General features: G+C 71.1%; 13 protein-coding genes. 7 read left to right on the top strand and 6 right to left on the bottom strand.

From position 1 onward, the window contains the following. The first annotated feature begins 40 nt into the window (after nucleotides 1-40). From V5O46_RS28380 to moaA, 3 genes are all read left to right on the top strand, one after another. Nucleotides 41-397 carry a DUF485 domain-containing protein gene (locus tag V5O46_RS28380; protein WP_332887595.1) on the top strand — a complete coding sequence of 119 codons (357 nt, stop codon included), beginning with the start codon at nucleotides 41-43 and terminating at the stop codon, nucleotides 395-397. Beyond that, nucleotides 394-2,019 carry a solute symporter family protein gene (locus V5O46_RS28375; RefSeq protein WP_332887573.1) on the top strand — a complete coding sequence of 542 codons (1,626 nt, stop codon included), beginning with the start codon at nucleotides 394-396 and terminating at the stop codon, nucleotides 2,017-2,019. The genes V5O46_RS28380 and V5O46_RS28375 overlap by 4 nt, the downstream gene beginning before the upstream one ends. Nucleotides 2,020-2,175: 156 nt before the next feature. Next, a complete protein-coding gene (gene moaA, locus V5O46_RS28370; protein ID WP_332887572.1) occupies nucleotides 2,176-3,165 on the top strand; it encodes a GTP 3',8-cyclase MoaA in 990 nt (329 codons plus the stop codon). A 28-nt stretch (nucleotides 3,166-3,193) separates the two neighbouring features. Here moaA and V5O46_RS28365 read toward each other — a convergent pair whose 3' ends face one another. Both V5O46_RS28365 and V5O46_RS28360 read right to left on the bottom strand, forming a co-directional pair. Beyond that, nucleotides 3,194-3,406 (bottom strand): hypothetical protein, encoded by a 213-nt coding sequence (locus V5O46_RS28365; RefSeq protein ID WP_332887571.1) that lies wholly within the window; start codon nucleotides 3,404-3,406, stop codon nucleotides 3,194-3,196. A 273-nt stretch (nucleotides 3,407-3,679) separates the two neighbouring features. Next, nucleotides 3,680-4,195, bottom strand: a complete 516-nt coding sequence (locus V5O46_RS28360; RefSeq protein WP_332887570.1) for a DUF3099 domain-containing protein — start codon at nucleotides 4,193-4,195, stop codon at nucleotides 3,680-3,682. A 208-nt stretch (nucleotides 4,196-4,403) separates the two neighbouring features. Here V5O46_RS28360 and V5O46_RS28355 point away from each other — a divergent pair, with 208 nt between their 5' ends. Next, complete coding sequence (locus V5O46_RS28355) at nucleotides 4,404-4,682, top strand: GlsB/YeaQ/YmgE family stress response membrane protein (protein ID WP_332887569.1); 279 nt, start codon at nucleotides 4,404-4,406, stop codon at nucleotides 4,680-4,682. Between the two features lie 111 nt (nucleotides 4,683-4,793). Here the strand turns inward: V5O46_RS28355 and tyrS are convergent, their stop codons facing one another. The 3 genes from tyrS to V5O46_RS28340 form a co-directional block, all read right to left on the bottom strand. Next, complete coding sequence (tyrS, locus tag V5O46_RS28350; protein WP_332887568.1) at nucleotides 4,794-6,062, bottom strand: tyrosine--tRNA ligase; 1,269 nt, start codon at nucleotides 6,060-6,062, stop codon at nucleotides 4,794-4,796. A 111-nt stretch (nucleotides 6,063-6,173) separates the two neighbouring features. Beyond that, nucleotides 6,174-7,568: a metallopeptidase TldD-related protein gene (locus V5O46_RS28345; protein ID WP_332887567.1), complete on the bottom strand. Its 1,395-nt coding sequence runs from the start codon at nucleotides 7,566-7,568 to the stop codon at nucleotides 6,174-6,176. Further along, nucleotides 7,565-9,088 (bottom strand): TldD/PmbA family protein, encoded by a 1,524-nt coding sequence (locus V5O46_RS28340; RefSeq protein WP_332887566.1) that lies wholly within the window; start codon nucleotides 9,086-9,088, stop codon nucleotides 7,565-7,567. The genes V5O46_RS28345 and V5O46_RS28340 overlap by 4 nt, the downstream gene beginning before the upstream one ends. A 275-nt stretch (nucleotides 9,089-9,363) precedes the next feature. Here V5O46_RS28340 and fabG point away from each other — a divergent pair, with 275 nt between their 5' ends. The 3 genes from fabG to V5O46_RS28325 all read left to right on the top strand — a co-directional run bounded on the left by fabG (nucleotide 9,364) and on the right by V5O46_RS28325 (nucleotide 11,481). Next, nucleotides 9,364-10,083 carry a 3-oxoacyl-[acyl-carrier-protein] reductase gene (gene fabG, locus V5O46_RS28335; protein ID WP_332887565.1) on the top strand — a complete coding sequence of 240 codons (720 nt, stop codon included), beginning with the start codon at nucleotides 9,364-9,366 and terminating at the stop codon, nucleotides 10,081-10,083. 5 nt (nucleotides 10,084-10,088) lie between these two features. Continuing rightward, complete coding sequence (gene fabI, locus V5O46_RS28330; RefSeq protein WP_332887564.1) at nucleotides 10,089-10,856, top strand: enoyl-ACP reductase FabI; 768 nt, start codon at nucleotides 10,089-10,091, stop codon at nucleotides 10,854-10,856. 220 nt (nucleotides 10,857-11,076) lie between these two features. Next, on the top strand, nucleotides 11,077-11,481 hold the full coding sequence (locus V5O46_RS28325; RefSeq protein ID WP_332887563.1) for a hypothetical protein: 405 nt from the start codon (nucleotides 11,077-11,079) through the stop codon (nucleotides 11,479-11,481). On the opposite strand, the gene V5O46_RS28320 is transcribed toward V5O46_RS28325, so the two are convergent. Next, complete coding sequence (locus V5O46_RS28320) at nucleotides 11,459-12,151, bottom strand: FadR/GntR family transcriptional regulator (RefSeq protein WP_332887562.1); 693 nt, start codon at nucleotides 12,149-12,151, stop codon at nucleotides 11,459-11,461. The genes V5O46_RS28325 and V5O46_RS28320 overlap by 23 nt on opposite strands. Nucleotides 12,152-12,217: the final 66 nt, after the last annotated feature.

Below are 12,217 nucleotides of genomic sequence, written 5' to 3'. Positions count from 1 at the left end.
CGAGGTAACCGCCGTCATGTCCGTCGTACGAGGAGACTCCGTGGCCGCCGACGCACCGCCCCCCTCGAAAGAGCAGCACCGGCTCCCCAGCACCGAGGAGTTCGCCGAGGTGCAGCAGAGCGCCGAGTTCGGTGAACTGCGCCGCTCCTTCCGCTCCTTCGCCTTCCCGCTGACGATCGCCTTCGTCGCCTGGTACCTGCTGTACGTGCTGCTGTCCAACTACGCCGGCGGGTTCATGGGCACCGAACTGTTCGGCAACATCAACGTCGCCTTCGTGCTGGGCATCGCCCAGTTCGTCACCACGTTCCTCATCGCCTGGTGGTACGCGCGGCACGCCGCCGCCGAGCTCGACCCCAAGGCCGAGGCCATCAAGTCCCGGATGGAGGGCGGCGCATGAGCCCCGACCAGACCCTGTTCCTCGCCGCCAACGAGGCCGGTGAGCACCGCCCGCTGATCATCACCCTGTTCGGGGTGTTCGTCGTCGCGACCCTGTTCATCACCGTCTGGGCGGGCCGCCAGACCAAGGACGCCGCCGACTTCTACGCCGGCGGCCGGCAGTTCAGCGCCTTCCAGAACGGGCTCGCGGTCTCCGGCGACTACATGTCCGCCGCGTCGTTCCTGGGCATCGCCGGCGCCATCGCCCTCTTCGGCTACGACGGCTTCCTGTACTCCATCGGCTTCCTGGTCGCCTGGCTGGTGGCGCTGCTGCTGGTCGCCGAGCCACTGAGAAACTCCGGCCGCTACACCATGGGCGACGTCCTCGCCTACCGCATGCGGCAACGCCCGGTGCGCACCGCCGCCGGTACCTCCACCATCGTCGTCTCGATCTTCTATCTGCTGGCCCAGATGGCCGGCGCCGGTGTCCTGGTCTCGCTGCTGCTCGGCATCACCTCCGACGCCGGCAAGGTCCTCATCGTCGCCCTGGTCGGCGTCCTGATGATCGTCTACGTCTCCATCGGCGGGATGAAGGGCACCACGTGGGTGCAGATGGTCAAGGCCGTGCTGCTCATCGGCGGCACCATCCTGATCACCTTCCTGGTGCTGCTGAAGTTCAACTTCAACATCTCCGACCTGCTCGGCTCCGCCGCCGGCAACAGCGGCAAGGGCGCCGCCTTCCTGGAGCCCGGCCTGAAGTACGGCGGCAGCGGCACCACGAAGCTGGACTTCATCTCCCTGAGCATCGCCCTGGTGCTCGGCACGGCCGGCCTGCCGCACATCCTGATCCGCTTCTACACGGTGCCCAACGCCAAGGCCGCCCGTAAGTCCGTGAACTGGGCCATCGGCATCATCGGCGCCTTCTACCTGATGACCATCGCCCTCGGCTTCGGCGCCGCGGCGCTCATCTCCCAGGACGAGATCATCGCCTCCAACCCGTCGGGCAACACCGCCGCGCCGCTGCTCGCCCTGCATCTCGGCGGTGTCGACTCGGCCTGGGGCGCGATCCTGCTCGCCACCATCTCGGCGGTGGCCTTCGCCACCATCCTCGCCGTCGTGGCCGGCCTCACCCTGGCCTCGTCGTCGTCCTTCGCGCACGACATCTACGCCAACGTCATCCGCAAGGGCAGGGCGACCGGCGCGGAGGAGGTCCGCGCGGCCCGCTGGGCGACCGTCTTCATCGGCGTCGTCTCCATCGGCCTGGGCGCACTCGCCCGCGACCTCAACGTGGCCGGCCTGGTCGCCCTGGCATTCGCGGTCGCCGCCTCCGCCAACCTGCCGACCATCCTCTACAGCCTCTTCTGGAAGCGCTTCACCACCCGGGGCGCGCTGTGGTCGATCTACGGCGGTCTGACCGTCGCCGTCGGTCTGGTGCTGTTCTCACCGGTCGTCTCCGGCGCCCCCAAGGCGATGTTCCCCGACGTCGACTTCGCCTGGTTCCCGCTGCAGAACCCCGGCATCATCTCCATCCCGTTCGGCTTCCTGATGGGCTGGCTCGGCACCGTCCTGTCCAGGGAGGAGCCCGACACCGGCAAGTACGCGGAGCTGGAGGTCCGCTCCCTGACCGGCACCGGAGCCCACTGAGCGCACCCCCCCGCACGGCCCCGTCGTAGGTCCCTACGACGGGGCCGCGCCGTACCTCGTGGCTTCCGGCCGCTGTCGATGTCAGCGCGGTCACGTAGGCTCGCAGATGTCGGGGAGAGAGATGCTCCGCCGATCCGCGTCGAGGGAGGGGGCCCAGTGCTCATCGACACCTACGGCCGTGTGGCCACCGACCTGAGGGTCTCGCTGACCGACCGCTGCAATCTGCGCTGCACCTACTGCATGCCCGAGGAAGGCCTGCAGTGGCTGGCCAAGCCCGATCTGCTCACCGACGACGAGATCGTCCGTCTGATCGACATCGCGGTCACCTCGCTGGGCATCGAGGAGGTCCGGTTCACCGGCGGCGAGCCGCTGCTCCGCCCCGGCCTGGTCGGCATCGTCGAGCGGGTCGCCGCCCTGCAGCAGCGCCCCCAGATGTCCCTCACCACCAACGGCATCGGTCTGAAGCGCACCGCGACGGCTCTGAAGGAAGCCGGCCTGGACCGGGTCAATGTGTCGCTGGACACGCTCCGCCCCGACGTCTTCAAGACCCTCACCCGCCGTGACCGCCACCACGACGTCCTGGAGGGCCTGCACGCCGCCCGAGAGGCCGGCCTGACCCCGGTCAAGGTCAACTCCGTCCTGATGCCGGGGCTCAATGACGACGAGGCGCCAGACCTGCTCGCCTGGGCGGTCGAGCACGACTACGAGCTGCGCTTCATCGAGCAGATGCCGCTCGACGCCCAGCACGGCTGGAAGCGCGACGGCATGATCACCGCCGGGGACATCCTGACCTCGCTGCGCACCCGCTTCGAGCTGGCCCCCGAGGGCTCGGAGGAGCGCGGCTCCGCCCCGGCCGAGCGCTGGGTCGTCGACGGCGGCCCGCACCGGGTCGGCGTCATCGCCTCGGTCACCCGGCCCTTCTGCGCCGCCTGCGACCGCACCCGGCTGACCGCCGACGGACAGGTCCGCACCTGCCTGTTCGCCCGGGAGGAGACCGACCTGCGCGCCGCCCTGCGCTCCGACGCCCCGGACGAGGAGATCGCCCGCATCTGGCGGCTGGCCATGTGGGGCAAGAAGGCCGGCGCCGGCCTTGACGACCCGGCGTTCGTCCAGCCGGACCGGCCGATGTCCGCGATCGGCGGGTGACGTCCGCCTCCGGGAGCGACCCGCGGGGTCAGCCGCCGGAGTCCCCGGGCGCCTCCCACTCCTCGAAGGCGACGACGTCCTTCAGAAAGCCCCGCACCCCGAGGAACTTCGACAGATGCTCCCGGTGGTCCTCGCACGCGAGCCACGTCTTGCGCCGCTCCGGGGTGTGGATCTTCGGGTTGTTCCAGGCCAGTACCCATACGGCGGCGGCACGGCAGCCCTTGGCGGAACAGATCGGCATATCGGGCTCAGCGGGAGTCACACGCCGACCCTAACCCGGTCGGCGCACCCCTCGGCGCCGCGCACCGGCACACCGCACCGGCGCACAAAAGGCGACGCCGAGCAGCCACGGGGGGAGCTGCCCGGCGTCGGTCCGTCGCTCCGACGGGGGATGCGGAGCGCCTACGAAGTATGTCACGGGTGACCCGCCGCCCGGCACCGGAACAGCATGATTGATCTGAGCTTTTCCTGAGCTTGGTGCGGAAGAGACCTCAGCCCGCCCTCACCGTGCGGCTCACGAGTGCTCGTGCGGCTCACCCTGCGCAGCCGCTCCCGACGGCGATCCCGAGGACGATTCCGACGGCGATCCCGAGGACGATTCCGACGGCGATCCCGAGGACGATTCCGACGGCGATCCCGGCCGTGCGCCCGGTCTCGCCCCGCGGTCCTCCGCGGCCGGCTCCGGATGGCCGCTCCCGGGTTCCGGATGCCGGCCCTCCGGTTCCGACGAGGTCAGCACCGGCCGGGTCGGACCGGCGACGAACGTACTGGGCAGCGACGGAGCGTTCTCCCGCCCGGCATTGGCGATCACCACCGCGATATAAGGCAGCACCGCCCCCAGCACCAGCGCCACGATCGCGACATGTCGCTCCACGTTCCACAGCGTGGCCGCGAGGATCACCGACAGTGTGCGGATCGACATCGAGATGACGTACCGGCGCTGCCGTCCGCGCACGTCCTCCTGGAGGCCCGTCCGGGCTCCGGTGATCCGGAATACCTGGGCGCCGCCGCCGCTGCCGTGCTTCCGCATCACATTCCACCGTCCGACCGCTTCGGCTCCCCGCCCCGCTCCGCCCGCGACCGCTCGGGGACACCGGTCCCGGACAGCTCCCACGGTACGCCGCGCCCGAGCCGCCCACGAGACCGGCCCCCGGACGGCCGTACCCGCCGTGCGCCGTTCGCGTCACCTGCCGAGACTTGCCGGTAATGCTCATCCGGAACGGGACGAGGAGGCAGCCATGGGCTGGTTGTGGGCGATCATCGTCGGATTCGTGCTCGGTCTGATCGCCAAGGCGATCATCCCGGGCAAGCAGCACAGCCCCCTGTGGCTGACCACCATCTTCGGCATGCTCGGCGCGATCATCGGCAACGCGATCGCCCGGGCCGCAGGCGTCGACGAGACCTCCGGCATCGACTGGTGGCGGCACCTCTTCCAGCTCGGCGCCGCGATCGTGATCGTCGCCGTCGGTGACCGGGCCTACATGTCGGTGCGCGGTGGACAGCGCACCGACACCTGACCGGCGGCCCCGGTGCCTCTGGCGGACGGGGACGACCGGCGGCGCGACGGGCACACGACGAGGGGCGGACCCCGGTCTCCGGATCCGCCCCTCGTCCGTGTGCGCTGCCGCTCAGCCGCCGGTGACCTCCACCGCTGCCAGGTTCTTCTTGCCGCGGCGCAGCACCAGCCAGCGCCCGTGCAGCAGGTCCTCCCCGGCGGTCACCGCGTCCTCCGCGGCGACCTTCACGTTGTTCACGTAGGCGCCGCCCTCCTTGACCGTGCGGCGGGCGGCCGACTTGCTGGCCACCAGGCCGACCTCGGCGAACAGGTCCACCACCGGGCCCGGCCGGGCGACCCGGATGTGCGGCACCTCGGAGAGCGCCGCGGCCAGTGTCCTCTCGTCCAGCTCCGACAGATCGCCCTGACCGAAGAGGGCCCGGGACGCGGCGATCACGGCCGCGGTCTGCTCGGCGCCGTGCACCAGCGTCGTCAGCTCCTCGGCCAGGGCCCGCTGCGCGGCCCGGGCCTGCGGGCGCTCCTGTGTCTGCCGCTCCAGCTCCGCCAGCTCCTCGGGGGACCGGAAGGAGAGGATCCGCAGGTACGGGGAGATGTCCCGGTCGTCGACGTTCAGCCAGAACTGGTAGAACGCGTACGGCGTGGTCATCTCCGGGTCCAGCCAGACGGCGCCGCCCTCGGTCTTGCCGAACTTGGTGCCGTCCGCCTTGGTCATCAGCGGTGTGGCGTAGGCGTGCACGGTGGCCTCCGGCTCCAGCCGGTGGATCAGGTCCAGGCCTGCCGTGAGGTTGCCCCACTGGTCGCTGCCGCCCTGCTGCATCGTGCAGCCGTACCTCCGGTGGAGCTGGAGGAAGTCCATGGCCTGCAGCAGCTGGTAGCTGAACTCGGTGTAGCTGATGCCTTCCGAGGACTCCAGGCGCCGGGCGACGGAGTCCTTGGTCAGCATCTTGTTGACCCGGAAGTGCTTGCCGATGTCCCGCAGGAACTCGATCGCGCCGAGCCCCTGGGTCCAGTCCAGGTTGTTGACCAGCACGGCCGCGTTCTCGCCCTCGAAGGACAGGAACGGCTCGATCTGGCCGCGCAGCCGGTCGACCCAGCCGGCCACCGTCTCCGGGTCGTTCAGCGTACGCTCCGCGGTCGGGCGGGGGTCGCCGATCAGCCCGGTCGCACCGCCGACCAGCGCCAGCGGCCGGTGCCCGGCCTGCTGGAGCCGGCGCACGGTGAGCACCTGCACCAGGTGTCCCACGTGCAACGACGGCGCGGTCGGGTCGAAGCCGCAATAGAACGTGACGGGACCGTCCGCGAGCGCCTTGCGCAAAGCGTCCTCGTCAGTGGACTGGGCGAACAGCCCGCGCCACTTCAGCTCGTCGACGATGTCCGTCACGGTTCTCGCGTCTCCTAGATGATCTTCAATGCCGAGCGTCGTTGATCGCCGGTGGACTTCGGCGGTCATCGACATGACCTTCCGGCGGTCGGGTGACAGCCGACTACGAGGTTATACGCCCCGGCTGACCGAGCTCATATGGAAATCCGGGATGCGCAGCGCGGGCACGGCGGCCCGGGTGAACCAGTCGCCCCACTCCCGCGGCAGCGTCCGCTCCGTCCGGCCCGCCTCGGTCGCCCGGCCCAGCAGGCTCACCGGCGACTCGTTGAACCGGAAGTTGTTCACCTCACCGGTCACCTCGCCGTTCTCCACCAGGTAGACGCCGTCCCGGGTCAGCCCGGTGAGCAGCAGCGTCGCCGGATCGACCTCGCGGATGTACCACAGGCAGGTCAGCAGGAGCCCGCGCCCGGTTCCGGCGACCATCTCGTCCAGGGACCGGTCCGTGCCACCGTCCATGACCAGGTTGTCGCCGGCCGGTGTGACGGGGAGCCCCGTCAGCGCGGCGCTGTGCCGGGTGGTGGTCAGATGCGCCAGCTCGCCCGCGCGGATCCACTCCGTGGCGTGTACCGGCAGCCCGTTGTCGAACACCGACTGGTCGCCCCCGGAGGAGTGCGCGATCACGAACGGCGCCGTCTCCAGACCGGGCTCGGCCGGATCGCTGCGCAGGGTCAGGGGCAGCTCGCTCAGCCGCTCGCCCACGCGGGTGCCGCCACCGGGCCTGGAGAACACCGTCCGCCCCTCGGCGGCGTCCCGCCCGGACGCCGACCACAGCTGGTAGACCAGCAGATCCGCCACCGCGGTCGGCGGCAGCAGCGTCTCGTACCGGCCCGCGGGCAGGTCGACGCGCCGCTCGGCCCAGCTGAGCCGCACGGCCAGCTCGGCGTCGAGCGCCTCGGGGTCGACGTCCTTGAAGTCCCGGGTGGTGCGGCCCGCCCACGCCGAGCGGGTGCGGTCCGGCGACTTGGCGTTCAGCTCCAGCGTCCCGGTGGGCAGGTCGCAGCGCAGCCGCAGCCCCGTGGACGTCCCGAGGTAGGTCGACACCATCTCGTGGTTGGCGAAGCCGTACAGCTCCCGTCCGCCGCCACGCGCGCGTGCGAACGCCTCGCCCAGCGCCGGAGCGAAGTCGGCGAAGACGGCGGACGAGGTCTCGGCCGGCGGATCGGCGAAGTCCGGGGCCTCCGGCACCCCGGTGACCAGCGGCTGCGCGTCCTCGGCCGGGCCGGCGTCGCGGGCCGCCGCCTCGGCCGCGCGCACCAGTGGCTCCAGCTCGTCCCGGGTCACCGCGGACCGGGACACCACCCCCGACGCCGTGCCCCGACCGCCGTCGACGGTGGCGACCACCGTGAGCGTGCGCCCGCGGGTGACGCCGTTGGTGGTGAGCGCGTTGCCCGCCCAGCGCAGATTGGCGGTGGAGTGCTCGTCGGCGATCACGACACAGCCGTCCGCCCGGGACAGCTCCAGCGCCCGCTCGACGATCTCGTGGGGCCTGTTCGTACGGGCGCTCATCGACCGGCCTCCTGCGTGGTGTTGAGGATGCTGACTCCCTTGAAGAGGGCGGACGGACAGCCGTGCGACACGGCGGCGACCTGCCCCGGCTGGGCCTTGCCGCAGTTGAAGGCACCGCCCAGGACATAGGTCTGCGGACCGCCGACGGCCGCCATGGAGCCCCAGAAGTCGGTGGTCGTCGCCTGGTAGGCGACGTCCCGCAGCTGTCCGGCGAGCCGCCCGTTCTCGATCCGGTAGAACCGCTGCCCGGTGAACTGGAAGTTGTAGCGCTGCATGTCGATCGACCAGGACCGGTCGCCGACCACGTAGACACCCAGGTCGACGCCTCCGATCAGGTCCTCGGTGGACAGCCCGCCCGGATCCGGCTGCAGCGACACGTTGGCCATGCGCTGCACCGGCACATGGCCGGGCGAGTCGGCGTAGGCGCACCCGTTGGACCGGTCGAAGCCGGTCAGCCGGGCGATGCGCCGGTCCAGCTGGTAGCCGACCAGCGTGCCGTCCTTCACCAGGTCCCAGGACTGCGCCTGGACGCCCTCGTCGTCGTAGCCGACGGTGGCCAGGCCGTGCTCGGCGGTGCGGTCCCCGGTGACGTTCATCAGCTCCGAGCCGTAGCGCAGCTTGCCGAGCTGGTCGAAGGTGGCGAAGGAGGTGCCGGCGTAGGCGGCCTCGTAGCCGAGGGCGCGGTCCAGTTCGGTGGCGTGCCCGATGGACTCGTGGATGGTCAGCCACAGGTTCGACGGGTCGACGACCAGGTCGTACAGCCCGGGCTCGACGCTGGGCGCCCGCATCTTCTCGGCGAGCAGCTCGGGGATCTCCGCCAGCTCCCGGTCCCAGTCCCAGCCGGTGCCCGTCAGGTACTCCCAGCCGCGGCCGGCCGGCGGTGCGAGGGTGCGCATCGAGTCGAACTCACCGCTGGAGTCGTCCACCGACACCGCGGTCAGCACCGGATGCAGCCGCACCCGCTGCTGCGTGGTCACGGTCCCGGCGGTGTCGGCGTAGAACTTGTTCTCGCGGACGGTGAGCAGCGACGCGTCCACATGGTCGACCCCGTCGGCCGCCAGCAGCCGGGAGCTCCACTCGGCCAGCAGCCCCGCCTTCTCCCCGTCGGGCACGGTGAACGGGTCGATCCCGTACGCGGAGATCCAGGTCCGGTCGGCGTGCACCGGCTCGTCGGCGAGCTCGACGTGCTCGTCCGACCCGGCGGCCTTGATCACCTGCGCGGACAGCCTGGCCATCGCCACCGCCTGCGAGGCGACCTTGGCGGCGGCGTCCAGGGTGAGGTCGACCCCGGAGGCGAAGCCCCAGGTGCCGCCGTGCACCACCCGAACCGCGTACCCGAGGTCGGTGGTGTCCGAGGAGCCGGAGGGCCTGGCGTCCCGCAGCCGCCAGGACGCGCTGCGGATCCGCTCCAGCCGGAAGTCCGCGTGCTCGGCCCCGAGCGCACGCGCGCGTGCGAGGGCGGCGTCGGCGAGGGGGCGTAGGGGGAGGCCCGTGAAGGCCTCGTCGAGGCTGTGAGGCACCGGCGTCTCTTTCTGTCGGCGTGGGCGTGTGCGGGGTGGTCCGTGGTCGCTGAGCTCCGTGCTGGCTCCGATGATGTCGTCCAACCCTTCCGTGGACCACAGGTTTCCGGCCGGTCGGCGCTTCCTTTCTGTAGGGACCCGACAGTCAGTCCGGTAAGCCACTGTCGGTGCCCGATTGTCCGCGGGCGGTCCGCGCCCGATAGGTTTTCGGGGAAGCCGCCTGCTCTCCACGGGTCCGGGCGGGTGTGTCAGACCGCTATGGAAAGGGTGATCCGTTGAGCCGCTCGGTTCTCGTCACCGGAGGCAACCGGGGCATCGGCCTCGCCATCGCCCGCGCGTTCGCCGAGGCCGGTGATAAGGTCGCCGTCACATACCGCTCGGGTGAACCCCCGGCCGCCCTCACGGATCTGGGCTGCCTCGCCGTCAGGTGCGACATCACCGACGCCGAGCAGGTGGAGCAGGCCTACAAGGAGATCGAGGACGCGCACGGTCCCGTCGAGGTCCTGGTCGCCAACGCCGGCGTCACCAAGGACCAGCTGCTCATGCGGATGTCCGAGGAGGACTTCACCTCCGTCCTCGACACCAACCTCACCGGCACCTTCCGGGTCGTCAAGCGCGCAAACCGGGGCATGCTGCGCGCCAAGAAGGGCCGCGTCGTCCTCATCTCCTCCGTCGTCGGTCTGCTCGGCAGCGCGGGGCAGGCGAACTACGCCGCCTCCAAGGCCGGCCTGGTCGGCTTCGCGCGCTCCCTCGCCCGCGAGCTGGGCTCGCGCAACATCACCTTCAACGTCGTCGCCCCCGGCTTCGTCGACACCGACATGACCAAGGTGCTCAGCGAGGAGCAGCGGGCCGGCATCGTCTCGCAGGTCCCGCTCGGCCGGTACGCGCAGCCGGAGGAGATCGCCGCTGCGGTGCGGTTCCTCGCCTCGGACGACGCCTCGTACATCACTGGAGCCGTCATCCCCGTTGACGGCGGACTGGGAATGGGTCACTGATCACCATGAGTGGAATCCTCGAGGGCAAGCGCGTCCTGATCACCGGTGTGCTGATGGAGTCCTCCATCGCCTTCCACACCGCGAAGCTGGCCCAGGAACAGGGCGCCGAGATCATCCTCACCGCGTTCCCGCGGCCCACGCTGACCGAGCGCATCGCCAAGAAGCTGCCGAGGCCCACCAAGGTCATCGAGCTGGACGTCACCAACGACGAGCACCTCGGGCGGCTGGCCGACATCGTCGGCGAGGAGCTCGGCGGCCTCGACGGCGTGGTGCACTCGATCGGCTTCGCGCCGCAGGACGCGCTCGGCGGCAACTTCCTGAACACCCCGTTCGAGTCCGTGGCCACGGCCATGCACGTCTCGGCGTTCTCCCTGAAGTCGCTCACCATGGCCTGCCTGCCGCTGATGCAGAACGGCGGATCGGTCGTCGGCCTCACCTTCGACGCGCAGTACGCCTGGCCGCAGTACGACTGGATGGGCCCGGCCAAGGCGGCCCTGGAGGCCACCAACCGCTACATGGCGCGCGACCTGGGCAAGCAGAACATCCGCTGCAACCTGATCTCCGCGGGCCCGCTCGGCTCCATGGCCGCCAAGTCCATCCCGGGCTTCAGCGATCTGGCGTCGGTGTGGGACACCCGCTCCCCGCTGGAGTGGGACCTGAAGGACCCGGAGCCGACCGGCCGCGGCGTCGTCGCCCTGCTCAGCGACTGGTTCCCGAAGACCACGGGCGAGATCATCCACGTCGACGGCGGGCTGCACGCCATCGGCGCGTGAGCGGCCGGCCGCCCCGTACCGCCTGACGTACCAGGGCCCGCACCCGGCAGGGTGCGGGCCCTCGGCGTGTCACCCGTTCGGCGCCACCGGCCGGGCGGGCGCGGCGTCAGCAGCGCACTGTGGAGCAGGAGTCCCCCCACGCGGAAGTACGAGTCCCTCACGCGGGATGACGAGTCCTGCACGCGCTTCCCTCCCCAGCACGGCCGAGGAGGTCCCCCTTGTGCGCTCATACCGCCGCCCGGCCTCGGCGGCCGTCGCCGTCGCCTTTGTGATCGCCCTGCCGTTCGAAGTGCTGGCCCACGCGCGCGTGGGCGCCCCGGAACGCGCGCGCGGACCGGAGCGCGCGCACGCCGCAGGTGACGACTCCGGCGACTCCGACGCACCGGAGCAGCTGTTCGGATCCACGTGCCGGGTGCGCATCAAGGGCTCCCGGGTGACCGCGTACTGTCACAACCCCTATCCCGAGCCCGACCGCGTCAGCCTGCACGTCGAGTGCGCCCGCTGGTGGGACGTGGACAGTGACAGCACCCCGGTGACGGCCGGTCCCGCCCAGACGGTGCGGCTGGACGGGCGCTGCTGGAAGGAGGTCCGCACCGCGTGGGTCAGCCACCGGAGGGAGCGCTGAACCGGCCCGGGCGGCAGAGGAACGGATAGCCCGCCGCCTCGGTCTGCGCCGTCGCGGTGTCACCCGCCCGGATCGCGTCGACCAGCCGGGTGTGGTCCATATGCGTCTCCGGGGTGAGCTCCTCGCCCACGTCCCCCCGGAGCCAGTCCCGCATCACCTCGCCGAGGTCGGCGTAGAGCGCGGTCAGCACGTCGTTGTGGGAGGCGGCCACGACCGCCAGATGGAAGGTGGCGTCCGCCGCCACGAACGCCTCCGCATCGCCGGAGTCCCAGGCTTCCTCGCGGCGCAGCAGCAGCGCGTCCAGCTGTTTGAGGTCCTTCTCGGTGCGTCGCTCGGCCGCCAGCCGGGCCGCGGCCGACTCCAGGGTGGAGCGCAGCTCGGCGATGTGCCCGGGATCGGCGTCGGCGAAGCGGCGGTGCATCACGCCGGCCAGCTCGCTCGTCGCCACGACATACGTGCCCGAACCCTGGCGGATGTCCAGCAGCCCGTTGTGGGCCAGGGCACGGACGGCCTCCCGGACCGTGTTGCGCGCGACGCCGAGCTGCTCGACCAGCTCGGGCTCGGTCGGGATGCGGGAGCCGACCGGCCACTCGCCCGAGGCGATCTGCTGCCGCAGGGCGGAGATGACCTGCTCGGACAGTGCCGAACGGCGGGGATGGCTCAGGGGCATGGCTCACCTTTGCACAGAAGCTCCGGCGGCGGGCAGCACGGCCGCGGACGATCGAGTGGACAGTCA

This window comes from Streptomyces poriticola (genome assembly GCF_036689765.1).
GTDB lineage: Bacteria > Actinomycetota > Actinomycetes > Streptomycetales > Streptomycetaceae > Streptomyces > Streptomyces poriticola.
This window is presented reverse-complemented; position numbering and strand designations above follow the sequence as displayed.